General features: G+C 70.4%; 23 protein-coding genes. 11 read left to right on the top strand and 12 right to left on the bottom strand.

Translation table 11 applies throughout. The features are described 5' to 3' along the window. The first annotated feature begins 64 nt into the window (after positions 1-64). The 4 genes from ACIRD8_RS01180 (at position 65) to ACIRD8_RS01165 (ending at position 3,220) form a co-directional block, all read left to right on the top strand. Positions 65-838 carry a DUF4097 family beta strand repeat-containing protein gene (locus ACIRD8_RS01180; protein WP_403984713.1) on the top strand — a complete coding sequence of 258 codons (774 nt, stop codon included), beginning with the start codon at positions 65-67 and terminating at the stop codon, positions 836-838. Positions 839-908: 70 nt separating this feature from the next. Next, entirely contained in the window at positions 909-2,276 is a 1,368-nt protein-coding gene (locus tag ACIRD8_RS01175) for a hypothetical protein (protein ID WP_403984711.1), read from the top strand. A gap of 122 nt (positions 2,277-2,398) precedes the next feature. Next, positions 2,399-2,983, top strand: a complete 585-nt coding sequence (locus tag ACIRD8_RS01170) for a DUF4383 domain-containing protein (protein WP_403984709.1) — start codon at positions 2,399-2,401, stop codon at positions 2,981-2,983. A 9-nt stretch (positions 2,984-2,992) separates the two neighbouring features. Continuing rightward, positions 2,993-3,220: a zinc ribbon domain-containing protein gene (locus tag ACIRD8_RS01165; RefSeq protein ID WP_403984707.1), complete on the top strand. Its 228-nt coding sequence runs from the start codon at positions 2,993-2,995 to the stop codon at positions 3,218-3,220. 2 nt (positions 3,221-3,222) lie between these two features. On the opposite strand, the gene ACIRD8_RS01160 is transcribed toward ACIRD8_RS01165, so the two are convergent. The 4 genes from ACIRD8_RS01160 to ACIRD8_RS01145 are packed head-to-tail and all read right to left on the bottom strand — an operon-like array spanning position 3,223 to position 8,517. Beyond that, positions 3,223-3,882 carry an O-methyltransferase gene (locus ACIRD8_RS01160; RefSeq protein ID WP_403984705.1) on the bottom strand — a complete coding sequence of 220 codons (660 nt, stop codon included), beginning with the start codon at positions 3,880-3,882 and terminating at the stop codon, positions 3,223-3,225. A gap of 56 nt (positions 3,883-3,938) precedes the next feature. Continuing rightward, complete coding sequence (locus ACIRD8_RS01155; RefSeq protein WP_403984703.1) at positions 3,939-4,841, bottom strand: HAD family hydrolase; 903 nt, start codon at positions 4,839-4,841, stop codon at positions 3,939-3,941. Continuing rightward, positions 4,838-7,348: a phosphoribosyltransferase gene (locus ACIRD8_RS01150; RefSeq protein WP_403984701.1), complete on the bottom strand. Its 2,511-nt coding sequence runs from the start codon at positions 7,346-7,348 to the stop codon at positions 4,838-4,840. The genes ACIRD8_RS01155 and ACIRD8_RS01150 overlap by 4 nt, the downstream gene beginning before the upstream one ends. A gap of 8 nt (positions 7,349-7,356) precedes the next feature. Next, positions 7,357-8,517 carry an HpcH/HpaI aldolase/citrate lyase family protein gene (locus ACIRD8_RS01145; RefSeq protein ID WP_403984699.1) on the bottom strand — a complete coding sequence of 387 codons (1,161 nt, stop codon included), beginning with the start codon at positions 8,515-8,517 and terminating at the stop codon, positions 7,357-7,359. Between the two features lie 221 nt (positions 8,518-8,738). Between ACIRD8_RS01145 and ACIRD8_RS01140 the strand changes: the two genes are divergently transcribed. Then, positions 8,739-9,629, top strand: a complete 891-nt coding sequence (locus tag ACIRD8_RS01140; protein WP_403984697.1) for a TerD family protein — start codon at positions 8,739-8,741, stop codon at positions 9,627-9,629. 36 nt (positions 9,630-9,665) lie between these two features. Here ACIRD8_RS01140 and ACIRD8_RS01135 read toward each other — a convergent pair whose 3' ends face one another. The 6 genes from ACIRD8_RS01135 to ACIRD8_RS01110 form a co-directional block, all read right to left on the bottom strand. Further along, positions 9,666-10,400 carry a Tellurium resistance gene (locus ACIRD8_RS01135; RefSeq protein ID WP_403984695.1) on the bottom strand — a complete coding sequence of 245 codons (735 nt, stop codon included), beginning with the start codon at positions 10,398-10,400 and terminating at the stop codon, positions 9,666-9,668. Positions 10,401-10,561: 161 nt separating this feature from the next. Next, positions 10,562-11,713 carry a DUF475 domain-containing protein gene (locus tag ACIRD8_RS01130; protein ID WP_403984693.1) on the bottom strand — a complete coding sequence of 384 codons (1,152 nt, stop codon included), beginning with the start codon at positions 11,711-11,713 and terminating at the stop codon, positions 10,562-10,564. 71 nt (positions 11,714-11,784) lie between these two features. After that, on the bottom strand, positions 11,785-12,360 hold the full coding sequence (locus ACIRD8_RS01125) for a TerD family protein (protein ID WP_322985414.1): 576 nt from the start codon (positions 12,358-12,360) through the stop codon (positions 11,785-11,787). Between the two features lie 198 nt (positions 12,361-12,558). Continuing rightward, positions 12,559-13,134 (bottom strand): TerD family protein, encoded by a 576-nt coding sequence (locus ACIRD8_RS01120; protein ID WP_403984691.1) that lies wholly within the window; start codon positions 13,132-13,134, stop codon positions 12,559-12,561. A gap of 179 nt (positions 13,135-13,313) precedes the next feature. Next, entirely contained in the window at positions 13,314-13,772 is a 459-nt protein-coding gene (locus ACIRD8_RS01115) for a peroxiredoxin (RefSeq protein ID WP_360362640.1), read from the bottom strand. Between the two features lie 166 nt (positions 13,773-13,938). Continuing rightward, complete coding sequence (locus ACIRD8_RS01110) at positions 13,939-14,376, bottom strand: DUF3052 domain-containing protein (RefSeq protein ID WP_056784969.1); 438 nt, start codon at positions 14,374-14,376, stop codon at positions 13,939-13,941. 501 nt (positions 14,377-14,877) lie between these two features. Between ACIRD8_RS01110 and aceE the strand changes: the two genes are divergently transcribed. Then, complete coding sequence (aceE, locus tag ACIRD8_RS01105) at positions 14,878-17,619, top strand: pyruvate dehydrogenase (acetyl-transferring), homodimeric type (protein WP_403984689.1); 2,742 nt, start codon at positions 14,878-14,880, stop codon at positions 17,617-17,619. 66 nt (positions 17,620-17,685) lie between these two features. On the opposite strand, the gene ACIRD8_RS01100 is transcribed toward aceE, so the two are convergent. Further along, positions 17,686-18,111: a peptidase inhibitor family I36 protein gene (locus ACIRD8_RS01100; RefSeq protein WP_403984687.1), complete on the bottom strand. Its 426-nt coding sequence runs from the start codon at positions 18,109-18,111 to the stop codon at positions 17,686-17,688. A gap of 208 nt (positions 18,112-18,319) precedes the next feature. Next, the gene (locus ACIRD8_RS01095; protein WP_403984685.1) at positions 18,320-19,930 is read right to left on the bottom strand and encodes an MFS transporter; all 1,611 of its coding nucleotides are present in this window, start codon (positions 19,928-19,930) and stop codon (positions 18,320-18,322) included. 115 nt (positions 19,931-20,045) lie between these two features. Between ACIRD8_RS01095 and ACIRD8_RS01090 the strand changes: the two genes are divergently transcribed. The 5 genes from ACIRD8_RS01090 (at position 20,046) to ACIRD8_RS01070 (ending at position 25,400) form a co-directional block, all read left to right on the top strand. Next, entirely contained in the window at positions 20,046-20,714 is a 669-nt protein-coding gene (locus tag ACIRD8_RS01090; protein WP_403984683.1) for a TetR family transcriptional regulator, read from the top strand. Positions 20,715-20,951: 237 nt separating this feature from the next. Then, positions 20,952-22,166: an alpha/beta hydrolase gene (locus ACIRD8_RS01085; protein WP_403984681.1), complete on the top strand. Its 1,215-nt coding sequence runs from the start codon at positions 20,952-20,954 to the stop codon at positions 22,164-22,166. Between the two features lie 117 nt (positions 22,167-22,283). Then, positions 22,284-23,198: a DUF4429 domain-containing protein gene (locus ACIRD8_RS01080; protein ID WP_403984679.1), complete on the top strand. Its 915-nt coding sequence runs from the start codon at positions 22,284-22,286 to the stop codon at positions 23,196-23,198. A gap of 166 nt (positions 23,199-23,364) precedes the next feature. Continuing rightward, positions 23,365-24,723, top strand: a complete 1,359-nt coding sequence (locus ACIRD8_RS01075) for a sensor histidine kinase (protein WP_403984677.1) — start codon at positions 23,365-23,367, stop codon at positions 24,721-24,723. Then, entirely contained in the window at positions 24,720-25,400 is a 681-nt protein-coding gene (locus ACIRD8_RS01070) for a response regulator (RefSeq protein WP_403984675.1), read from the top strand. Before ACIRD8_RS01075 ends, ACIRD8_RS01070 begins: the two co-directional genes overlap by 4 nt. Positions 25,401-25,428 lie beyond the last annotated feature (28 nt).

The raw sequence follows: 25,428 nt of genomic DNA, 5'->3' as shown, positions 1-25,428 counted from the left end.
CGTGGGGTGGGCCCGTACATACGGTGGTGCCACACCGGCAGCGCTCTCAGGGGGATCCGACATCATGACCATCCGTACACGACGCACCGACGCACTCGTGGCCGCCGCCGGGGCCGTGCTCCTCGTGGCCGCGCTCAGTGGCTGTGGCAGTACGGACGCGGAGGACGCCCCCGCCGAGCACAAGTCGTTCGCCTTCGGCGGGAAGGCGCTGAGCATCGATGCCGAGAACTCGACCCTGGAGCTCGTGCCCGCCGATGTGGAGCAGATCGAGGTCACCCGGCGGGTCGACGGATGGGTCGTGCTGGGCAGTGGGCCCGACCCCGTGTGGAAGCTCGACGGGGACGAGCTGAGGCTCGAGGTGAAGTGTCACGCGGTGATCAGCAACTGTGAGGCGCACCATCAGGTGAAGGTCCCCCGCGGGCTGGCCGTGACCGTGCAGGGGGACAACGGGAAGGTCACCGCCACCGGATTCAGTGCCCCGCTCAAGATCTCCGCCGACAACGGCGAGGTCACGGTGCGTGATACCTCCGGGCCGCTGGAGCTGGCCTCCGACAACGGCGCGGTGGAAGCCGAGCGGATCTCGGGGAGTTCCGTGATCGCCCGCTCGGACAACGGGTCGGTCAGGCTCGGGTTCACCCGGGTCCCTGATCTGGTGGACACGGTCAGTGACAACGGGAGCATCGCCATCGACCTGCCCGCCGGCAAGAGTACGTACGCGGTGTCCGCCGAGGCCGACAACGGTGAGGTCTCCGTCAGGGTGCCCCGCAGCGACAGCAGCGAGCACGTGGTGAAGGCGCGCAGCGACAACGGTGAAGTCACCGTCCGAAGTGCGAACTAACCGGCCCGTGCGTTCGTCCTAACTGGTGCGAGAATGAACCGGGCAGGGCGGATCGGCACGGGAGAGGGATGTGACGGCGACACACACGCGGCCGCGGGTGAAAGCGGGTGTTGGTTCCGCCGTCAGGGACGTCCTGGTGCTGATGCTGCTGCCGGTTCCCCTGGTCGCCGCCGCGCTGCCGGGCGCCTTCGCGGGCGGGGGCACCCGCCGGTGGTTCGGGGGGCGTGGGGAGAATCAGCGCGCCGACGCGCAGGCGGCGAAGGACGCGGCGGCCGCCGCCTTCTACGAGCTGGACACCGCTCAGCGGGATCTGCGGATCTCCATAGAGACGATCACCGCGGTGGACAGTTCGCCCCGCGCCCGTAAGGCCGTGGAGGACTTCGCGGCGCTGGGCCGGCGGATCGACGAGGTCAGTCATGAGTACATCACCGCGGTCGACGCCCATGACCTCGACCGGGACGATCTGGAGCCCTCGGCGGCGGCCGGTGCGCGGACCCAGCTGACCCGGGCCAAGGACGATCTCGTACGGGTCAAGGGGGAGCTCGACCGGTTCGCCCAGGGCCTCGGGACGCTGCTCAGCAGTGCGGAGACCCAGCTCGCGCGGCTCGCTCCCGCCGTGGAGCGGGCCCGCCAGGCGTTGCTCGCCGCGAGCAACGCCCTGGACGCCGTACGTGCCTCGGGGCTGCGGGCGGACGATCTCGCGGCCCGGCTCGCGGCGCTCGCCCCTGAGCTGACCAAGCTCAACCAGGGTGCGGGGCAGCACGGTGTGGCCGAGACGCTGCAGCGTGCCGATCAGGTGCTGCGGGACGCCGAGGCGCTCCGGGCGGAGGCGGACCAGCTGCCCGAGCGGGCCGCCGAGATCGACCGCAGGCTGGTGTCGCTGCGTACCCGCGCCCAGGCCCTGACGACGCGGGCCGGGCAGGTCGAGCCGGTGCTCAGCGAGCTCCGGCGGCGCTTCTCGGCCGCCTGCTGGCAGGATCTGCAGCCGGTTCCCGAGCAGGCCGTGGTCAATGTCCGGCAGGCCGAGGCGAAGCTGGCGGAGGCCGCCGAGGCGCGGTCCGAGCAGCGCTGGGCCGATGCGACGTCCCGGCTGAGTACGGTCCGGGCGCTGCTCAACGCGACCGACGAGGCGGTGTCGGCCGCCGGTGACCGGCTGCGGCGGCTCGACGCGGTGGCCAAGAATCCGCAGGCGGAGATCGAGCGCACCCGGTTCGCGATCCGGGACGCCCAGCGCCTCGCCATGGCCGGGCGCCACACGCCCGACCCGCGCCATGCCCGTCCGCTGGACGACGCGGTGGCGCGGCTGGAGCGGGCGATCGAGGGGCTGGACGGACGCCACCCGGACTACTGGCACTTCCTCACCGAGACGGAGGCCGTGCGGCAGACGGCGAACCGGGTGGTCTCCGCGATCCGCGAGGAGCTGGGAGGCGGCGCCTGAGCGCGCCGTACGAGTGGTGGGGAAGGCCTGATTTGTCCCCGGCAGCCGGTGGGCCGATCCTGGAGGTACGCAGCGGCTTCCGCTGAGGCGTCCCTGGCCGTACACGGCCGAAGGAGGCCGTCATGGCCACTCATGTCCTGCATCCCCCGAGCCGGCGCGGCAAGCCCGCCCCCCGCAAGGGTTTCCTCGACGAACAACTGCCCGTCGACCATCGCCTCAGCCAGGTCTACCGGGTGGGGGCCGGCCTGATGGGCCTGCTGCTCGTCGCCTTCGGCATCCTGGGGCTCATCGACCGCATCGGCTTCTTCGACACCGGCGGCGACACGGTGGCGGGCCTCAACACCAACGGTGCGCTGAGCATCCTGTCCATCTGTGTCGGGCTGCTGCTCTTCGTCGGCATGGTCATCGGCGGGAACTTCGCGTCGACCCTGAACATGGTCCTGGGCATCGCCTTCATCCTCAGCGGGTTCGTGAATCTGGCTCTGCTGGACACCGGCATGAACTTCCTGGCCTTCCAGATGCAGAACGTGCTGTTCAGCTTCGTGGTCGGGCTGTTGCTGATGATGTTCGGCATGTACGGAAGGGTCAGCGGCGGGCTGCCCCACGACAATCCGTACTGGCGGGCCCGTCACCCCGAGCAGGCCGAGAAGGAGCAGCGCCGCGCACGGCCCCGGATGCCCGAGGCCGTGGAGAGGAAGAGGCTCTAATCTGGGGCCATGCCTCGTTACGAGTACCGCTGCCGCCCCTGCGGCGAGACGTTCGAACTCAGCCGTCCGATGGCCGAGTCATCCGACCCCGCGTCCTGCCCCGCCGGGCACGAGGACACCGTGAAGCTGCTCTCCACCGTGGCCGTGGGCGGCTCGGGATCCTCAGCCTCCGCACCGGCTTCCGCCCCCGCGGGCGGCGGCGGTGGAGGTTGCTGCGGCGGGGGCTGCTGCGGCTGACGCTACTTCTTGCGTGAGAGCGTCAGCCCGTCCGCCACGGTCAGCAGCACGCTCTCCATCCGGGCATCGGCGGCCACATGGTCGTTGAAGCCCCTGATGGCGGCCGCGCTCCCGGTGGCCAGCGGGTCGGTGACGCCTCCGTGGAAGAGCACGTTGTCGGTGACGACGAGCCCGCCGGGGCTCATGCGCGGGACGAGCTCCTCCCAGTACGCGACGTAGTTGCCCTTGTCCGCGTCCAGGTAGGCCATGTCGATGTGCGGCTCGGCCGGCATCGCGCGCAGGGTGTCCAGGGCGGGCGCGATCCGCAGGTCGATGCGGTCGGCGACGCCCGCCCGCTCCCACGCGTCCCGGCCGTACGCCGTCCACTCCTCGGAGACGTCGCAGGCGATGAGCACCCCGCCCGGGGGCAGCGCCTGCGCCATGGAGAGCGCCGAGAAGCCGGTGAAGGTCCCGACCTCCACGATGTGCCGGGCCCCCGTCAGCCGCACGAGGAAGGCCAGCAGCGGTCCCTGTTCCTGCGCGGACTGCATGCCCGCGTGGCCGGGCAGCTCGGCGTACGTGGTCTCCACCAGCTCGCGCTGCACCACGTCCAGCGGGGGGTTGTGGGCCAGCGTGTACGCATACAGCTCGTCAGTGATCTTGGTTTGGTTGCCCTTGGTCATGCGCGTCTCCTCCGGTCGGCGGCCCGCCCAGCTTGCCGAAGATCGCTCGCGCGTGCTCAGCGACTCACCCGCAGGGGGTCGGCGGCCCGCACGAAGCGGCGCAGGATCTCCTCGCCCGCGGCGCCGCCGCGCTCCCGGAGCACCTCGGTGGTGGGCGCTCCCCAGCCGCAGTCGGCGAGCTCGCCGTGGCCCGGGCGCCAGGCCCGGTCGGCGGCGATCAGCAGGTCGGCGTCCAGGAGCGAGTCACCGGCGGCGAGCGTCAGCGTGGCACCGCAGCGGCGGGCCACCTCGTGCATCGCGGCGCTCTTGGTGAGCGGCTTGGGAACGGCGTAGACCTTACGGCCCTGCAGGGAGACGGTCCATCCCTTGATGTCCGCCCAGGCCGTCAGCTCCTTGACCCAGCCCTCGGGGAGGGCGCCGCGGTCGACGACGAGGTAGGCGAAGAGGTCTTCGGCGACCCGTTCCTTGAGCAGCCAGGAGGGGTGGGCCGTCGCCTGGATGTGGGCGCGGACCTCCCCGAGGGAGGCGCACTCGCCCGCGATCCGGCGGACCACGTGGTCCTGCCAGTCCGGGTCGGAGACGCCGTCGACGAGGATGTGTCCGCCGTTGGCACAGATGGCGTACCGGGGGGCGGGTCCTGGCAGGTGGATGCGGCCGTACTGCTCCCGGGTCCGGGTGGTGGTCGGGACGAACACCGTGGTGCGGGCGAGTTCGTCGAGCAGGGCGGCGGCCGTCTCCGTCATGTAGGAGAGGGGCGCCCCGCCGTACACCTCCACGCAGAGCAGGCGCGGGGCCTGTGCGTCCGGCATGGTCAGCTGGAGGGACGCCGCCGAGTAGATGAGGGTGCGGTCGAGGTCGCTGGCCACCAGCGTCACGGGGGCACCGGCGGATCCGGGTACGCCGGCGGATCCGGGGGCGTCGGCGGACGGGCTCTCAGGTGTGTTCACGCTCTCGCTCACTTCGCCGTCACCGCCGTGCCGTCCGCGCCGGTGGCGCCCCGGGTGTACTTGGGGTGGATCAACCCGACGCAGGTGTACGGGAGTTCTCCGACCTCCTCGACCGGGACACCGCGCTGCTCGGCGAGCAGTCGTACGTGGTCGAGGTCGGCGCCGGCTCCCCGCTTGGCCAGGATCTTCCAGGGGACGCGGCGCAGCAGCACCCGGGTCGTCTCGCCGACGCCGGGCTTGACCAGGTTGACGTCGTGGATGCCGTACTCCTCGCTGATCCGTTCGACGGCGGCCCAGCCCTCCCAGGTGGGCGCGCGGTCCGCGGCGAGCAGTTCCTTCGCCTCGGCGTCCACGGCGCCGGCGACCTCGTCGAAGCGGGCGGCGACCGTGTCGAGGAACAGGCCGGAGACATCGGTGTCCGCGAGTTCGCGGTAGAACTTCGCGCCGTGGAAGTCGTGCGGCCCGACCAGGTCGGCGCGCAGCACCGTACGGGAAATCAGCCCGGAGACCGTGGAGTTGAGGCAGGCGGACGGGATGAGGAAGTCCTCGCGCGTGCCGTACGTCCGTACGCAGCCGCCCGGGTCGGCCAGTACGGCGATCTCCGGGTCGAAGCGCCCGCATTCAGGGTGAGCGGCCGCGAACTCCTCCAGCGCCGCCGCGAGTTCGCGGGTGATGGCGCCCTTCCCGGTCCAGCCGTCGACGAACACGACGTCGGCCGGGTCGTGGTGGGCGGCCAGCCAGCGCAGGGCGTTGGCGTCGATGCCGCGCCCCCGGACGATGGAGACGGCGTAGTGCGGCAGGTCGAGGCCGTGGCGGTGCTGCGCCCAGCGGCGCATCAAAACGCCGACGGGGGTGCCGGCCCGGGCCAGGGAGACCAGGACGGGGCGGGGCCCCCTCTCGGCGAGGACCGTCTCGGTGACCGTGCCGACGGCCCGGGCGATACGGGCCGCCGAGGTGTCCAGAGCCGCCTTGAACAGCTCCTGGTACTGCGGGCTGGGCTGGTACTCGACGGGGAGCGACTCGGCGTAGTGCGCGCCGCCGCTCTGGATGGCCTCCTCGCGCTCCTCCGTGGGGGCCTCCAGGGCCGTGTCCGAGAGGTCCTGGAGCAGCCAGCCGACGTCGTCCGCCGCGTAGGAGGAGAAGGCGGGTCCCCGGAGGGGTTCGGGCAGCATGACGGCTTCCTGCCTGTGGGGGGTCGGCGACGGAACGTACGAGGGGACGACCGCGAGCACGACCTGGTCGGTGTGGCCGGCGAGCCGGGCCAGCAGTCCGTCGGGGGCGTGCAGGGCGGGGGTGTCGGCGGTGGAGTCGACCACGGCGACGACGGCGTCGAATCCGCCGCCCGCGACGTTGTAGGCGTACCGGTCCCCCGGCCCGTCGGCGGGGTCGTCGTGGGCGGGGAAGACGAGGCGGCTGCGTATCGCGTAGCCCGGGTCGTCCACGGCGAGCACCGGCGAGCGGGTCGTCGTGGAGTAGCGCACCTCGGCCGTGGTGGCGTCCTCCAGCGCGGTGGCGAGCCGCAGCGGCGCGTACATCAGCTCCTCGAAGCCGAGGACGAGCACCCTGCGCGCCTCGCCCAGGGCGTCGGCGATACGGGCGCCCATGGCCGGGAGCGCGGCTTCCAGGGCGGCGCGGTGGACGGGGGTGAAGCCGTGGCGTCCGCCGTCGGGGACCCCGGCCGGCCAGTCCAGGGCGACGCGTACGGGGGCGGACCGTGGCGCGGGGGCCTCGTCCGCCGCGGGCTCGGCGTCCTGCGCGTCGTACGCCGCCACCAGGGCCCGGCCCTTCTCCAGGACCCCCTCGGGCAGCCGCACGGTGCCCCGGGCGCGGGCCACCAGGTCGACGCGGGCGCCGATCTCCTCGGCGAACTCGGCGAGCCGCCCCTGGTCGGCCTCGGAGCGCATGTCCACCAGGGCGACGATGACGTACCGGTCCCGGGGGTAGCGCGCGTGCAGGGCCCTGATGGTGTTGAGCACGGTGTTGCCGGTGGAGAACTCGTCGTCGACCAGGACCAGCGGCGATCCCTCCGCGGTGGCGTGCAGCAGGTCCGGGTCCTCGGGCAGCAGCAGATGGGAGGTGGCGTGCGAGTGCGCCTCCTCGAAGCCGCCGGCCTGGGCGACGCCCGCGACGGGGCGCCGGGTCGAGTGGAGGTACGGGGCCACGCCGAGCCCGTCCGCGACGGCGTGGCCGAGGCCCGTCGCCGTCTCCGCGTAGCCGAGGACGACCGCGCGGCGGGCCTCCGCCTCGCCCAGCAGGTTCCGCACCCGTTCGCCGAGCTCGAAGCCCGCGCCGTGGACGACGGACGGCCGCTGCGGCACGTGCTTGCCCAGGACGTTCGAGACGAGCAGATGGGCCCGCTTCGGGTTGCGGCGCAGGGCGAGGCCCAGCAGCTCCCTGAGCTCCCCGTCGCCGACGAGCTCGACCCCGAGCCGCCCGGCGACCCAGTTACCCGACCACTCCACGTCCACTGCCTCTTCTTCCCGTATGTGCTCGTCCGCTGCTCGCCCGTGCTCGCCCATGTCCGCGCTCAGGCCGTCACGCCGGCGGCCAGGAGCTCCACGAAGCCGACGTCCTCGCGGGCCACGCCGAAGACCTCGGCGCGCTGGAGGGTCCGCTCGGCCCAGGCGCGGTGGGGCTTCACTTCGTTCATCTTGTTCGTGTAGGCGGAGCGCAGCACCCCGCCGCCGCCCCGCTCGGGGCGCAGGATGTCCTGCGCGTCGCTGTACTCCTCGTGGCTGACGACCGACAGGGCGTGCACCGGCAGGACGTGGGACGGATGGATGCAGGTCTTGCCGAGCAGCCCGTTGGCCCGGTCGAGCTCGATCTCGCGCAGCAGCCCGTCGAGGTCGTGCTCGATGAGCGCGGTGCGCAGCTCCTCGGCCTGCCCCATGAAGGGGCTGCGGCGCAGCTGGGGCTTGAACATCCGCTCCTGGAGCCGGAAGTACTCCCATACGGGGCCGGTGATGGTGAATCCGGTGCCGTCCGCCCTGCCCAGCACGTTGACGACGTCCCCGATGACGGCACCGACGATCTGGACGTCGTACGCCGTCATGTCGGGGGCCCGGCGCAGGCCGTAGGCGGAGCAGAAGTCGGTGACGCCCAGCCGCAGCGCGAGGACCCGCTCGCGGTACTTGTCGACGGTACGGGCGATTCCCCGCAGGATTTCGCCCCTCGTCTCCAGGTGGAGCAGCTCGGGCGATTCGAGGACGGGCATCGCGAACAGCCGGTGTCCGCTCTCCGCTTCGGCCGCGGTGAGGGCCTCCAGGAAGAGCTCGCCCCGCTCTTCCGTGAATTTGGGAAGTACGAATCCGGACAACCATCGGACGGAGCTTCCCAGCCGCCGTACGAGGTCGGAGATCTGCTCCGGCTCACGGACCCTGATGAAGAGCAGGGGCACATCGGCGCCGCGCGCCTCGATGTCCGCGAACTGCCGGACCAGGTTGGCCTCGGCGCCGGTCACTTCGGCGTCGTCGATGGAATCCTCCAGGCAGAGCACCATGGAGACGACTCCCTGCCCGCCCTGCTTGATCACGTCGTCGGCCAGCCTGGGGCGCGTCGCGGGGCTGTAGAGCGTGGCGCCCAGGGCCGCGGACAGCATTCGGGAGGGGGAACCCGCGTCGAACTCGCAGGGCTCCCTGAAGAACAGGCTCTCCCGGACAGCGGGCGAGATGTGCCCGAAATGACGCATGTGATTCCCCCGTACTGCCTGATGGACCGGACAAACATGTGGCCGGTAATAGTACGTTCGGACAGGTGTCGCCAGTTCCCCGTCCTTGTGAACTTCGGGTGTCCCCGGCGTATCTCACACCCCGTGCGGCGCGCCTTCGTGCCCCTCGCGAACAGTGCCTGGCCTACTGGTTCGTACCCCCGCGTTGTCCGGACTCCCCCCGAGCAGGCAGGATGACCGCCATGACGCACGCGATGCTGAAGGGCTCGAACGTCCCTCTCGACGCCATGGCCGTACGGGCCGTGCTGCGCTGGACCCCGGGCGCCGGGGTCCCTGATGTGGACGCATCCGCCCTGCTGATCGGGCCCTCCGGCCGGGTGCGTTCCGACGAGGACTTCGTCTTCTACAACCAGCCGCGGCACCCTTCGGGCCTCGTGCGGCGGCTGCCCAAGCGCAGTTCCCCCGAAGGGCTCACCGACACGATCGAGGCGGACCTCTCCTCGCTCGCCCCCTCCGTGGACCAGGTGGTCATCGCCGCGTCCTGCGACGAGGAGGCGTTCGAGCGGGTGACGGACCTGCGGATATCGCTGTACGACGCGGCGTCCGCCGACGGTGAGCCGCTCGCGGTCTTCGATGTGCGGGCCGAGACCGGCGAGGAGACCGCCGTCATCTGCGGCGAGCTGTACCGGCGGGGTGACGGCTGGAAGTTCCGGGCGGTGGGGCAGGGATACCCGACGGGCCTCGTCGGACTGGCCACCGCCTTCGGGATCTCGGTGGACGAGGCCGAGGCGGCCTCCGAGCCCGGCCCCGCGGCCGTACCCGGCACTCCCGACACGTCGGCGTCCTTCCCGCCCGCCCCGGACTCCCAGGCCACGGTGCAGCACCAGCAGCCCGCTCCGGACTCCCAGGCCACGGTCCAGCACCAGCAGCCCGCGTACGGCTATCCCCAGCCCGCGGCGGCCCAGCCGGCGTACGGCTACCCGCAGCAGCCCACGGCGGCCCCTCAGCCCGCCTACGGCTACCCCCAGCCCGCCGCGCCGGGGTACGGCTACCCGCAGCCCGCGGCCGCCGCGGCGCCCGCCGCCGACCCGAATTTCGTGCTCCCCCCGCAGGGCCCGCAGTTCCTCCGGTAGTGAACCGGAGGCGCGGCCGCCCTTCACGGCGCGCACTCAGGCCCGCGTCTTGTAGCCGCGTCCCCACTGCATGCCGAAGCCGTACATCCGGTCCAGCTCCGACTGGAAGCCGTACACGAACTTCACCTCACGGCGCACGATCAGCTCGCCCTTGACGTTCTCCACCGTGAACACCGCGCAGGAACGGGCCTGCGGGGCACGCTCGTCCAGCTCGATCTCGATGCGCGGGCCGTTGCCCGGATAGAGCGTCACCTTGGCGTGCGTACGGTCGAAGGCCGGGGTCTGGTCGTAGATGTACACGAAGAACAGCAGGCGCTTGATCTCGTCGCGCTTGTCGAGGTTCACGTAGACGGTCTCGCCCGACGGCGCCCCGAAGCGGTCGTCCCCGCTGAGCCTGATGTACGGGGCCGCGTTCAGGTCGCCGATGAGGTTGCCCAGGGGCTGCACGACCCCCTTGGTCCCGTCCGCCAGTTCGTACATGCAGCCCAGGTCCAGGTCGACGTTGACCATGCCCTGGGTGTGCGCCTGGACCACGTCGGGCTGGAAGAGCTTCAGCGGGCGCAGCAGCCGGCCGCTCTGCCGCGACCTTCCGCCGATGTCCGACGTACGCATCCGCCACGACAGGTTGACGCGCAGATTGCCCGACAGCGCGCCCTGCTTGTTCAGCGAGACCGTGGCATTGCGCTTGGAGAGCACGATCGAGTTCGTCGCGGAGTTACCCGACTCGAACTGCGACGCCCGCCTCGGAAACAGGCCGTCCCAGAAGGCCATCCCAACCCCCATATGTATCGGTAGTACCGCTCGGCCCCGCACCTGCGGCCCACACACCCCGCACGTCACTGCGGGGCGGCCGCCGCGCCGGGTCCGGGTGTTCCCGGAGAACCGCCGCCGTGGCCGCCCCGCAGAGAGAGCGTTCCTCAATCCTTACCGGGTCACACCCCGGAGGACACTTCCGCCTTGGAATCCGAGCCGTCGCCGCCGTCGCCGCCGGCCGCCTCGATGGCCTTGTTGCGCCGGACCGAGGACCAGAAGGACCAGGCGATCAGGATGACCCCGACGGAACCGGTGATGAGCTCGTTGATCTCGTACTGGATGGTGACGAGCAGGATGACCGACAGGGCGCCGATCGCGTAGTGCGCGCCGTGCTCCAGGTAGACGTAGTCGTCGAGCGTGCCCTGGCGGACCAGGTACACGGTGAGCGAACGGACGTACATGGCGCCGATACCGAGGCCGAGCGCCATCAGGACGATCTCGTTGGTGATGGCGAAGGCGCCGATGACGCCGTCGAACGAGAAGGACGCGTCGAGGACCTCGAGGTAGAGGAACATGAAGAACGCGGCCTTGCCCGCGAGGAGCACCGCAGAAGCCGGCTTCCCGGCCTTCCTGGCCTCTTCCTCGGCCTCGTGCTCGCGCTCCTCCTCCTCTTCGAGCTTGTCCTCGAAGAATCCGGAGAGACCGCCGACCACGAGGTAGGTGATGAGGCCCGCGATGCCGGAGAGCAGGACGGTCGAGGCCTTGTCGACGTGCCCGCCACCGTGCTGGTGGGCGTGGGTCGCGACCGTCATGGACGCGACCAGCAGGACGATGAGCGCGACGCAGACCGACAGCATGTCGACCTTGCCGAGCTTGGCCAGCGGGCGCTCGATCCAGCGCAGCCACTGGATGTCACGGTCCTCGAAGATGAAGTCGAGGAAGATCATGAGCAGGAACATGCCACCGAAGGCGGCGATCGACGGATGGGCGTCCGTCACCAGTTCCTTGTAGCGGTCGGGGTCGTTGAACGAGAGGTCGATGGCCTCGATCGGACCCAGTTGCGCGCTGATGGCCACGATCACGACGGGGAAGACCAGCCGCATACCGAAGACCGCGATGATCACGCCGATGGTGAGGAAGATCTTCTGCCAGAAGGCATTCATCTTCTTCAGGATTCCGGCGTTGATCACCGCGTTGTCGAAGGACAGCGAGATCTCGAGGACCGACAGGATCGCGACGATGCCGAATGCCTGCCACCCCCCGTAGAACACCGCTGCGACCAGACCGATCGCGGTGACCGCGAACGACCAGCCGAAGGTTTTCAGAAGCACTGGCTACCCCATCGTGTATGTAACGGGTCTCCCCCGGTTGAGTACGGGGCTCCCCCGCGCCGTGCGCGGCTTTACGAAACGTTGACCCCGAAGTCTAGAGCGATGCCCCGGAGCCCTGACGCGTACCCCTGTCCGACTGCACGGAATTTCCACTCACCGCCATAGCGGTAGAGCTCACCGAAGATCATCGCCGTCTCCGTCGACGCGTCCTCACTGAGGTCGTAGCGCGCCAGTTCCTGTCCGTCCGCCTGATTCACCACGCGGATGAAGGCATTGGCCACCTGCCCGAAGGTCTGCCCGCGATTGTCGGCCTCATGGATCGAGACCGGGAAAAGAATCTTGTCGCAGTGCGCCGGCACCTGCGTGAGGTTCACGATGACGGACTCGTCGTCGCCCTCACCCTCCCCCGTGAGGTTGTCGCCGGTGTGCTCGACGGAGCCGTCGGGGCTGGTCAGGTTGTTGTAGAACACGAACCACTCGTCGCCGAGGACCCGGCCCGACTGGCACAGCAGTGCGCTGGCGTCGAGGTCGAAGTCGGCTCCCGTCGTGGATCGTGCGTCCCAGCCGAGCCCGACCAGCACCTGCGTGAGGTTGGGTGCGGCCTTGGAGAGGGAGACATTGCCTCCCTTGGCGAGCGTGACGCCCATGGTGTGTCCTCCCCGAGTCGATGGACGGTCCTGCGAGACCTCGCCCACGATTGCCGGTGGCGTCGCGGCGAGGTCGTTACGGCCCGGCACGGGCGCCTGACGGACGCGGGGCGCCCTGCCGAGCGCGTCCGGCGCCGCACATCGTGCGGCGCCGGACGCGGTGGAGCTGTGGGTGTCCGGAGCGTGCCCCGGACCGGCTCAGACGTTGACGCCGAAGTCCTGCGCGATGCCGCGCAGACCCGAGGCGTACCCCTGGCCGATGGCACGGAACTTCCACTCCGCGCCGTTGCGGTAGAGCTCACCGAAGACCATGGCGGTCTCCGTCGAGGCGTCCTCGCTCAGGTCGTAGCGGGCGAGCTCGCTGTTGTCCGCGTCGTTCACCACGCGGATGTACGCGTTGCGCACCTGGCCGAAGCTCTGCTGGCGGCTCTCGGCCTCGTAGATCGAGACCGGGAAGACGATCTTGTCGACGTCGGCCGGGACTCCGGCCAGGTTGACCTTGATGACCTCGTCGTCGCCCTCGCCCTCACCGGTGAGGTTGTCACCGGTGTGCTCGACCGAGCCGTCGGGGCTCTTGAGGTTGTTGAAGAAGACGAAATTCCCGTCGCTGCCGACCTTGCCCTCGGCGTTCGTCAGCAGCGCGCTGGCGTCGAGGTCGAAGTCACCGCCGGTTGTCGTCCGGGCGTCCCAGCCCAGACCGACGATGACCGCCGTCAGGTTCGGCGCGGCCTTGGTCAGCGAGACGTTGCCGCCCTTGCTGAGGCTGACTCCCACGAGTCCTCCAAAAGTTTTGAGAGGGCCGGCAGACACCAGCGCCCCCGTTGTGCGATGGCATCGGATCAACGATTGGATCCTAGTGACCGGTTCCCGGCCAAAACAGGCTTTTGGCCGGTCGCCGCCAGGAGATCCCCGGATCCGGCGGGTCGCAAACCCCGGATCCCGTACAACCCGGATCAGATCGAGTCGAGCGCCTTGATGTAGTCGTTCAGGTCACGCGCGTCCGGCAGGCCGTTGACGACGGTCCAGCGGACCACGCCCTCCTTGTCGATGATGAACGTGCCGCGCACCGCGCAGCCCTTGTCCTCGTCGAAGACGCCGTACGCCCGCGAGGTCTCGCCGTGCGGCCAGAAGTCCGAGAGCAGCGGGTACTCCAGGCCCTCCTGCTCGGCGAAGACGCGCAGGGTGTGGATCGAGTCGTTGGAGACGGCGAGCAGCTGGGTGTCGTCGTTCTCGAACTTGGGGAGCTCGTCGCGGAGCGCGCACAGCTCCCCCGTGCAGACGCCGGTGAAGGCGAAGGGGTAGAAGAGCAGGACCACGTTCTTCTCGCCACGGAAATCGGAGAGCTTCACGGTGCGCCCGTGGTTGTCCTTCAGCTCGAAATCCGGAGCCTTCGTGCCGACCTCGATCGCCATGTACACGTATCCCTTCACGAACGTCACACTTCCCCGGCCTGGGCCGTCCGGGTGACACCCACCCTACGCAGCGTCCCCGGCGGGAGCCGGGCAGGGACGCACCGGGGCGTACGAAGGCCCCCGCCGGCGTGGTGCCGTCGGGGGCCTCGGGTGATGAAAGGAGCTCTCAGCGCTTGGCCTTGGCCCCCTTGGGGGTGACCAGACGGCTGCCCGTCCAGTCCTTGCCCGCGCTGATGCTCTTGGTCTGGGCGAGACCAGCTGTCTGGGCAGCCTCGTTGATGTCGCTCGGTTCGACGTATCCGTCGCGGCCGGTCTTGGGCGTCAGCAGCCAGACCGCCCCACCGTCCTCGATCAGACCAATGGCATCCACCAGCGCGTCCGTAAGGTCGCCGTCCTCGTCGCGGAACCAGAGCAGGACGACGTCAGCGACGTCGTCGTAGTCCTCGTCGACGAGTTCCTGGCCGATTGTGGCCTCAATGCCCTCACGGAGCTCCTGCTCGACGTCGTCGTCGTAGCCGATCTCCTGGACCACCTGTCCGGGCTCGAACCCAAGCCTTGCGGCCGTGTTGGTCCGTTCCTCCGCGTGGTCCGCGGTCGCGCTCACGGGTTGCCTCCTGATCATGTTTCGGAAAATGCTTCAGCCACGCGCGTGCGCGGGGCATTGGCCGTAGTCCACACGGGCTCGGCGAATCGCGCAAGTACCCGGCGTCCGAGACCGCCTAAACGGTGACGTTCCCTGCCACGTCGCCGCAACCTCCGGTATGTCTCCTGCGGGGCCGGAAATGGTGTCCGGACCCTTAGGACCGACCGGCGTCGGTCTTACGTCCTTCCTCAGCTTATGCCGTTTCGCTCCGCCATTCGGATTCGAACGGGCTTTGGGAACGCTTGGCCGGGTTGAGCGTATGGTTGCGGTTTGGGCGGTACCGCCCTCACGCTGCTGGTACTCGTGCCCGGACACGGCGTCCGGGAACCTTGCGTTACCCCACAGTAGAGATGACGTTTGGGGCCTCGCGGTACACGATGGATGCGGCGTAAGCAGCCTCCCCGGGGGTACGTTCCCCGCAACCAGGCCCCGAAGAGCACCACCGAACAGCGAAGGAACAGCGTGGCTTCCGGATCCGATCGCAACCCGATCATCATTGGCGGCCTTCCCAGCCAGGTCCCGGACTTCGATCCTGAAGAGACCCAGGAATGGCTCGACTCCCTCGACGCCGCCGTCGACGAGCGCGGCCGTGAGCGGGCCCGCTATCTGATGCTCCGGCTCATCGAGCGTGCGCGCGAGAAGCGCGTGGCCGTGCCCGAGATGCGCAGTACCGACTACATCAACACGATCGCCACGAAGGACGAGCCGTTCTTCCCCGGCGACGAGGAGATCGAGCGCAAGGTCCTCAACGCGACCCGGTGGAACGCAGCGGTGATGGTCTCCCGCGCCCAGCGTCCCGGGATCGGCGTCGGCGGGCACATCGCCACCTTCGCCTCCTCCGCCTCGCTGTACGACGTGGGCTTCAACCACTTCTTCCGGGGCAAGGACGACGGCCTGGGCGGCGACCAGATCTTCTTCCAGGGCCACGCGTCCCCGGGCATCTACGCCCGCGCCTTCCTGCTGGACCGGCTGAGCGAGGCGCAGCTCGACGGCTTCCGCCAGGAGAAGTCCAAGGCCGGTCACGCGCTGTCCAGCTATCCGCACCCGCGGTCGATGCCGGACTTCTGGGAGTTCCCGACCGTCTCGATGGGCCTCGGCCCGCTCGGCGCGATCTACCAGGCGCGGATGAACCGCTACATGGAGGCGCGCGGCATCGCCGACACCTCCAAGTCGCATGTCTGGGCCTACCTCGGCGACGGCGAGATGGACGAGCCGGAGTCGCTCGGCCAGCTGTCCATCGCCGCCCGTGAGGGCCTGGACAACCTCACCTTCGTGGTCAACTGCAACCTGCAGCGCCTCGACGGCCCGGTGCGCGGCAACGGCAAGATCATCCAGGAGCTGGAGTCGCAGTTCCGCGGCGCCGGCTGGAACGTCATCAAGCTGGTCTGGGACCGCACCTGGGACCCGCTGCTCGCGCAGGACCGCACGGGCATCCTGGTCAACAAGCTGAACACCACCCCGGACGGCCAGTTCCAGACGTACGCGACCGAGACCGGGGCGTACATCCGTGACCACTTCTTCGGTGACGACCCGCGGCTGCGGGACATGGTCAAGGACATGTCCGACGACCAGATCCTGCACCTGGGCCGCGGCGGTCACGACCACCGCAAGGTCTACGCGGCGTACGCGGCGGCCAAGGCCCACAAGGGCCAGCCGACCGTGATCCTGGCGCAGACGGTCAAGGGCTGGACGCTCGGACCGAACTTCGAGGGCCGCAACGCGACCCACCAGATGAAGAAGCTCACGGCCGACGACCTCAAGCGCTTCCGTGACCGACTGCACATCCCGATCGCGGACAAGCAGCTGGAGGACGGTAACCCGCCGTACTACCACCCGGGCCGCGACTCGGAAGAGATCCAGTACATGCACGACCGCCGCAAGGGTCTGGGCGGGTACGTCCCGACCCGGGTGGTGCGGGCGAAGCCGCTGCCCCTGCCTGACGACAAGGCGTACGCGACCGCGAAGAAGGGTTCGGGTCAGCAGTCGATCGCCACGACCATGGCGTTCGTCCGCGTCCTGAAGGACCTCATGCGGGACAAGGAGATCGGCAAGCGGTTCGTGCTGATTGCGCCCGACGAGTACCGCACCTTCGGCATGGACGCGTTCTTCCCGAGTGCGAAGATCTACAACCCGCTCGGCCAGCAGTACGAGTCCGTGGACCGTGAGCTCCTCCTCGCGTACAAGGAGTCGCCGACCGGCCAGATGCTGCACGACGGCATCTCCGAGGCCGGCTGTACGGCCTCGCTGATCGCCGCGGGTTCGGCGTACGCCACGCACGGCGAGCCGCTGATCCCGGTGTACGTCTTCTACTCGATGTTCGGTTTCCAGCGCACCGGTGACCAGTTCTGGCAGATGGCCGACCAGCTCTCGCGCGGTTTCGTGCTGGGTGCGACCGCCGGCCGTACGACGCTGACCGGTGAGGGTCTCCAGCACGCGGACGGCCACTCGCAGCTGCTCGCGTCGACGAACCCGGCCTGTGTCTCCTACGACCCGGCGTTCGGGTACGAGATCGCGCACATCGTCAAGGACGGTCTGCGCAGGATGTACGGCGGGGCCCCCGACGAGAACGAGGACGTCTTCTACTACCTCACCGTCTACAACGAGCCGATCCAGCACCCCGCCGAGCCCGCCGATGTGGATGTCGAGGGCATCCTCAAGGGCGTGCACCGCTACCGCAGCGGCGAGCAGGGCGAGATCCCGGCCCAGATCCTGGCGTCCGGCGTGGCGGTCCCGTGGGCGGTCGAGGCCCAGCGGATCCTCGCCGAGGAGTGGAACGTGAAGGCGGACGTCTGGTCGGCGACCTCCTGGAACGAGCTGCGCCGTGAGGCCGTGGAGGTGGAGCGGCACAACCTGCTCCACCCGGAGGAGGAGCAGCGCGTCCCCTATGTGACGCAGAAGCTCTCCGGCTCCGAGGGCCCGTTCGTGGCGGTCTCGGACTGGATGCGTTCCGTGCCGGACCAGATCTCGCGCTGGGTGCCCGGCGCCTACCAGTCGCTGGGTGCGGACGGCTTCGGCTTCGCCGACACCCGGGGTGCGGCCCGCCGCTACTTCCACATCGACGCGCAGTCGATCGTGCTCGCGGTGCTGACCGAGCTGGCGAAGGAAGGCAAGATCGACCGTTCGGCGCTGAAGACGGCGCTGGACCGCTACGAGCTGCTGGACGTGGCCGCCGCGAGCCCCGGCGCGGCCGGCGGCGACGCGTAAGGATCACGGTTCCTCGAAGGGCGGCGGAGCTTCACGGCTCCGCCGCCCTTCGGCGTTCACCGGCGCTCAGCTCTCCCAGATCTTGAAGGCCCGCGCTGTGTACGGCGACCTGGGGACCCAGGTGCCGCCGCCCGGGTACGTCTCGAACTCACCGGTCTCGGCGCACTCGGCCGACTGGTAGGTGGTGACGGGCCGCCCGGTGCGGTTGACGAGCGCCTGGGCGGGGCGGCCGGCCGGGAGGGGGACGCAGCTCTCGATGTCGACGGTGGACAGTTCGTGGACCTGCCTGGCCCCGGTGAAGTCGGGCTTCGCCCAGAGGCAGAGCTGCCCCGCTCCGCACGGCGCGAGCCCCGCCGGTGCGGCGTGCGGTGCGCTGCGGGTGCGCTCGGTGGGCCCGTGCTGGGCGGCCGGTGTGGCGCCCGAGGACAGGGCGGCCGTGGCCGGGACGAGTGCGGTGGCCGCCAGGGTGGAGGCGAGAACGGTCGTGCGCATGGTGGATCAACCCCCGTGGTCGAGCGAGCCGGGCGGCTCGCATGTCCGCACTCTGACCTGCGGAGGTACGGGCCGGGAAGGGCCCGGGAGGCGGACCACCCTGATAGGCGACAGCCCCGCCGGAACCTTCCGGCGGGGCTGTCAGGTGCACTGTGTTGACGGCTCGGGACCCCTGGGCCGCCGGGGGCGGTCCAGGGTCCGAGGGGGATCAGATGTGGCCCGCACCCACTCCGGCCTCGGCGTTCGCACCGCGCTTGGTGAGCGTGGCGACCAGGGCGGCGACCACCGCGACGATGCCCGCGACCATGAAGGCCGAGCTCATGCCCGACACGAACGTGTCATGGGCGACGCCCGTGATCTTCGCCGCGATCTCCGGCGGGGTGCCGGGTGCGACCGGCGGCATGCCGACCTTGATGGCGGCGGACGCCTGGTCCAGCTGCGCCGGCTCGACCGGCGGAAGGCCGGCGGCCTTCCAGTTGTCGCCGAGCTTCGCGTCGACCTGGGCGGCCATGACGGCGCCGAGGACGGCCGTACCGAGGCTTCCGCCGACCTGCATGGCGGCCTGCTGGAGTCCGCCCGCGACACCGGAGAGCTCCATCGGGGCGTTGCCGACGATGACCTCGGTGGCGCCGACCATGACCGGTGCGAGGCCGAAGCCGAGCAGGGCGAACCAGAGCGACATGGTCAGCGTGCCGGTGCCGATGGCCAGCTGCGACATCCCGAACATGGCGACCGCGACGGACACCATGCCGCCGACCAGCGGCACACGGGGGCCGAACCTGGTGATCGCGGCGCCGGCGAGCGGCGAGCCGACGATCATCATTCCGGTCAGCGGCAGCAGGTGCAGACCGCTGTCGACCGGGCTCATGCCATGGACGTTCTGCAGGTAGAAGGTGACGAAGAACAGGCCGCCCATGAAGGCGAACGCCATCAGCACCATCAGGACCACACCGGCCGACAGCGGTACGGAGCGGAACATGGCCAGCGGGATCAGCGGTTCCCGGACCTTCGTCTGGGTGAACGCGAACGCGGCGAACAGGACGACGGCGCCGACGAGGAAGCCGATCGTCTTGAGGTCGCCCCAGCCCCACTCGGAGCCCTTGATCAGCGACCAGATCAGGCAGAACATCGCCGACGACAGCAGCACGATGCCGCCGATGTCGAAGGACTTCGGCGCGTTCTCGGCACGGTGGTCCTTGAGGATCACCAGACCGAAGACGAGCGCGATCACACCGACCGGCACATTGATGAAAAAGACGGACTGCCAGTTGACGTGCTCCACGAGCACGCCGCCGAGGATGGGGCCGCCCGCGGTCGAGGCGCCGATCACCATGCCCCAGATGCCGATCGCCATGTTCAGCTTCTCGGCCGGGAAGGTGGCGCGCAGCAGGCCGAGCGCAGCAGGCATCAGCAGGGCGCCGAAGAGCCCCTGGAGCACCCGGAAGATGATCACCAGGGCCACGCCCTGGGAGAGGCCGATCGCCGCCGACGCGGCGGCGAAGCCCGCGATGCCTATCAGGAAGGTCTGGCGGTGGCCGAAGCGGTCACCGAGCTTGCCCGCGGTGATCAAAGACACCGCGAGGGCCAGCATGTAGCCGTTGGTGATCCACTGGACGTCGGCGAGCGAGGCGCCGAGGTCCTGCTGGATGGCGGGGTTGGCGATCGCGACGATCGTGCCGTCGAGCGCCACCATCATCACGCCGATGGCGACGGAGAAGAGCGTCAGCCAGGGATGGCCGCGCAGCCCTTTCACCGGTGCGGGAACAGGGGTGTCTTCGGGCTCCCGCGGTGCCTTCTCGACAGTGGTCTGACTAGTCATGCACCGGACGTTATGTCAGCCTCTGACAGTTGACAAACCAATTCGCAGGACAGTAACTGTCGCGTAGCTCACAGGTAGTCTGAACAGGTAAAAGCAGGGAAAAGAGGTCCGGTACGTGACGAGCAGGCAGACATCCGGGGTTCCCGTGCCGGGAGCCCCGAACGGGTTGCGCGAACGCAAGAAGCGGCGCACCCGTGAGGCCCTGCTGCACTCCGCCCTCCGGCTCTTCACCGCGCAGGGGTACGACCGGACCACGGTCGACGAGATCGTCGACGCCGTCGACGTCTCCCAGCGCACCTTCTTCCGCTACTTCGCGAACAAGGAGGCCGTCGCCTTCGCCGTGCAGGAGGCGATGGACGCGCGCTTCCTCACGGAGCTGCGTCAACGCCCCGCCGCGGAGGCCCCTTTCGAGGCAATGCGCCGGGCCGCCCTGAGCACCTGGATGACCCTCTCCGAGGCCGACGACGACGACATCTCGGCCGAACTCCAGATGCGCGCCTACCGGATGATCGAATCGACCCCCGCACTGCACGCCGCCCACATGCGGCGCCATGTCGTCCTGGAGCAGCAGACCGCCCTGCTGATCGCGGAGCGTGAGGGGCTCGACGTGGAGGCGGATCCCCGCCCCCGGGTGGCCGTGGCGGCGTTCTCCGGGGTGATGAGGATGACCGGTCAGCTCTGGGGCCGGCGGAAGGACCCCGGTCTCGACGCGCTCCGGGCGCTGAGCGAACTCCACCTGGACCAGCTCGGACCTGCGCTCTCCGGGAGCTGGCGCACCGCGTAGGCGCATTCTTTACGCGAACCGCACAGCTGTGCCGCACCCCTCACCACCGCCACATGGCCGAACTCACAATGCCCCTGCGACTCAGGCCGATTCGGGCATCCGGCGGGCTTCCGCCGCGCCGGACCGTGGATCCGGCGCACACGGAGCGTAAGAGACGGAGGGTCAATTCCCTGCGGTCGAGTGATCCGTGTCACCCCTGCGACGGCGTCGCGCACCCGTCTCCTAGGGTGGGGCGCAGTGACTTCCTTCGACTCCTCCCCCACTCTCACCGCGTGGCGCGCGCTGCTCGCCATCGCGGTCGTGTTCGTGATGCTGGCGACCACCGGATGGACCGCCGTGCGTCAGCAGCACTCCGACTCGGCGCACGAGACCGCGCTCGCCTCCTGGGCGAAGGACCGTATAGCCGGTCACAGCCTCCCGGACGTGAGCGCCCCGGCGTACCGGCTGGCCCACTTCTTCGCGACGCTCACGGCGGGCCAGCAGGTCGCCCTGGCCGACAAGTACCCGCTGGTGGTGGGGAATCTGAACGGTGCCCCGGTCACCCTGCGCTACCGGGCCAACCGGCACGCCCTGACCCAGGCGGAATCGGCCGAGCAACAGCGGACGCTGGACACCCGGCTCTCACCGGACGGGCGCCATCAGGCCGCGCTCCGGCTGGAGCGCTTCCGGTCCATGCTCGCCGGTGACCGGCAGATCCTCGCCTTCGATCCGTCGGGTCGCGGCCGGGCGGCCGAGGTCATCGGGGACCTCGACCGGGCCGAGCGGGTCTCGGTCGTCGTGCCCGGGGTCGACACGAACCTCCTGACCCTGGAGCGCACGGGCGTCAAGAAGAACGCGGCGCCCGTCGGCATGGCGCAGTCGCTGTACGACGCCGAGCGCACGGCGCGCCCCGGTTCGCGTACGGCGGTCATCGCGTGGGCCGACTACACGGCGCCCGTCGGGATCGGCATGGACGCCGTGCTGGGCGGGCTTGCGGCGGAGGGCGCGGGGCGGCTGAACAATCTGCTGGACGCGCTGCCCGGCACCTCGGACGTCTCGCTGTTCTGCCACAGCTACGGCTCCGTGCTGTGCGGCATGGCCGCGCACGAGCTGCCGTCCAGGGTGTCCGACATCGCGGTCGCCGGCAGTCCCGGGATGCGGGCGGACAACGCTGGCGCCCTGCGCACCCGGGCCACGGTGTGGGCGATGCGGGACGGCGACGACTGGATCGCGGACGTGCCGAACATGGCGGTCGGCGGGCTGGGACACGGCGCCGACCCGGTCGACCCGGCTTTCGGCGCGCGCATCGTGTCGGCGAGCGGCGCGATCGGGCACAGCGGCTATTTCGAGCCGGGCACCGAGAGCCTCAGCAACTTCGCCGCGATCGGCGTGGGCGCCTATGACTCGGTCACCTGTGCGAGCACCGACAACAACACCTGCCACCGGGAGATTTCCGGCGAGTCAGAGGCCTGACGCGCGTAGAGAGACGTCTGACGCGCGTAGAGAGCGGCGAACGGCCTGTCCGCCTGGTCGTGATTCCGCCTGTACCGAAGGGGGACGTGCGGGCCTGTGCCACATACGATGAAGCACATGGGTGATGTGCTGGCCGGAATTCATGCCACCTGGGAGTTCGACACCGACTCCGTGCTCATCCGCTTCGAACGGGGAATCCGCACGCCGAGGCTCTTCCAGAGCCTGCGTGAACGCCGCATTCCGTACGCGGCGTTGTCTTCGGTGACGCTGACCCCCGGCAAGCGGGGCACGGTGGTCCTTCGGGCGGTGCCGAGACCAGGTGCCGATCCACTGCTGGAGGCCGCGGCCGGACAGCTCAAGGAGGGTCACGACCCCTACCGTCTGGTGCTGCCGGCCGAGCGCGGGACGCTCGCCGAGTACTACGCCGACGAGCTGCGCGGCCTGCTCGGGTCCGAGGCGTCCCTGCCCGCCGAGCGCTTCCTGGTGACGGCTCCCGAGACGCCGATGCACTTCAAGGCGTACGACGGCCGGGCCGGCTTCGACGGGGCGCTGGTCTCCTTCCGGTGGTTCTGGACGGGCGCGTCGAGCGCCAAGTGGAAGTCGGGCGACCAGTCGTTCCCCGTGGCGGAGCTGGGCGGGGTCGAGTGGCGTTCGCCCGAGGCGCTGGAGGGGTATCTGCGGCTGCTGCCACGCGGCCCGGCGGCGGACTCCGACGCGGGCGGCCCAGGGCCTGATCCGGCGCCCGGCGTCACCACCCGGGTCCAGCCGGACCAGGATCCCGCTTCCGTCGTGTTCGGCCTGGGCTACGGTCCGGTGCACGAGTCGCTGCCGTTCGCCGCGGCGGTCCTGGAGTCCGTCCGCCGGACCCAGTCGGTGCCCGTGGCGACCGCCCCGGTCCCGGTGGGCGGCGCGCGGCGCGACCCGGCGGACATCGCGGAGCGGATCCGCCACCTCGGGGACCTGCACCAGGCGGGCCTGGTGACGGACGCGGAGTACAGCGCGAAGAAGGCGGAGCTCCTCGCCGAGCTGTAGCTGTGGGCCGGACCGACGGCACCGGCCCCTCGTCGCCCCGGAGCCGCGCCCCCTACCCGGGTACGGGGCGAGCCGCGCCCCCTACCCGGGTACGGGGCCGGGGGCCCGTGGTCCACCCCCCGGTATGACGCCGCCCGGCGCACTCCGCGCCTACGCTGACCCGATCATGCCCCCATCTCCTGCCGGGCCCCCGCCCGCCGACGGTCTGCTGAGCGCCGCCCGCCGCAATCTGCGCGAGCTCGCCCAGGGGCTGTCCCACGCGTCCCATCCGCCGGTCCCGCCGTTCGCCGGCTCCCCAAGACGCTGGCTGCGGCTGCTGCCGTACGCGGTCGTACTCGCCCTCACCGCCGTCTTCGTCCCCGTCACGATCAATGTGCTGACCAGCGACTACGGGGTGCCCGGCGGGCTCGCCGGAGCTCTGGCCGTCGGGCAGGCCGCGCCCCTGCTGCTGCTGGCGCACCGGCCGCTGCAGGCCTGGTGGATCGTCTTCACCGCCGACGTCGTGGGCGCCCTGGTGCTGCTGGGGCAGGGGCTGCGCCCTGACACCCTCTGGCCGTGGACCCCGCCGGGCGTCGTCGGCTACCTCTTCGTGCTGCTGGCCCTCGGGCTGCGGGAGAGCCGGCGGACCGCGATCGGCGTCTGGCTGGCGACGGGCGCGGCCGGCCTGCTGCTGTTCCTGGTCAGGCCCTCGCACGGCAACAGCAGCACGCTCCTGCTGTTCGTCCTCGGCGGGGTGGTGCTGGTGATCGGGGCCGCGGTACGCGAGCGGAGCGACGCCCAGCGCAGGCTCGTCGAGCAGGAGACGATCAGCGAGGCCGAACGGGCGCAGCGCACGCTGCTGGAGGAGCGCACCCGGATCGCCCGGGAGCTCCACGACGTGGTGGCGCACCACATGTCGGTGATCACCGTGCAGGCCGACTCGGCGCCGTACCGGGTCGAGGGGCTCTCCGAGGAGGCGCGGGCGGAGTTCGCGTCGATCGCGGCCGGGGCCAGGGAGTCGCTGGCCGAGATGCGCCGGCTTCTTTCGGTGCTGCGCAGTGACGGCAGCCGGGGCGAACTGGCCCCGCAGCCCGGCCTCGACCGGGTGCAGCAGCTGGTGGAGGCGACGGTGCGGGCGGGGCTCCCGGCCGAGCTGTCGCTGGCCTCGGACGTGCGGGAGGCGGTGGAGCGGGGCGGCGTACCGCAGGCGGTGGACCTGTCGGCGTACCGCATCGTGCAGGAGGCGCTGGCCAATGTGGTGCGGCACGCGCCGGGTGCGCGGACCCGGGTGTCGGTCACGGCGCGCGACGGTCATCTGACGGTGCTGGTCGTCAACGAGAGGCCCCAGGAGACGGGTTCGCCGCTGAGGAAGCTGGAGACGTCGGGCACGGGACACGGCCTGGTCGGCATGCGGGAACGCGTACGGTTGACCGGCGGCACGCTCGACACCGGCCCGCTGCCGGACGGGGGCTTCCGGGTGGCCGCGCGGCTCCCGCTGCCGCCGCCCCTGCCGCCCTCGGCATCCGCGACCCCGGAGGAACCGTGACCATCCGCGTGATCATCGTCGACGACCAGGCCATGGTGCGGGCCGGGTTCGCCGCCCTGCTGGCGGCCCAGAGCGACATCGACGTGGTGGGCGAGGCCCCGGACGGGCGCAAGGGCGTCGAGGTCAGCAGGTCGGTGCACCCGGACGTCGTCCTGATGGACGTGCGGATGCCGGAGATGGACGGACTGGCCGCCGCCCGCGAGCTGTTGAGCCCGCCGGTGGGGGTGGTGCACCGGCCGAAGGTCCTGATGCTCACCACCTTCGACGTCGACGACTACGTGTACGAGGCGCTGCGCGCCGGGGCGTCCGGGTTCCTGCTGAAGGACGCCCCTCCGGCGGATCTGATCTCCGCGGTGCGGGTCGTGGCGGCGGGCGACGCGCTGCTCGCGCCGTCGGTGACACGGCGGCTCATCGCGGACTTCGCGCGGCAGCGGCCGGCACCGCCGTCCGGCGGGCCGGCGCTGCGGCTGAACGGTCTGACGCCGCGTGAGACGGAGGTCCTGGAGCTGATCGCCCGGGGCCTGTCGAACCAGGAGATCGCGGCCCGGCTGGTGGTGGCCGAGCAGACGGTGAAGACGCACATCGGCAAGGTGCTGGCGAAGCTGGGGCTCCGGGACCGGGCGCAGGCCGTGATCTTCGCGTACGAGTCGGGGCTGGTGGCTCCGGGCGAGGCGTAGCTTCCGGGCAGCCCACCGGTACGCCGTG

Origin of the sequence: Streptomyces sp. NPDC102451 (assembly GCF_044765485.1) — a bacterium.
Taxonomy (GTDB): domain Bacteria; phylum Actinomycetota; class Actinomycetes; order Streptomycetales; family Streptomycetaceae; genus Streptomyces.
This window is presented reverse-complemented; position numbering and strand designations above follow the sequence as displayed.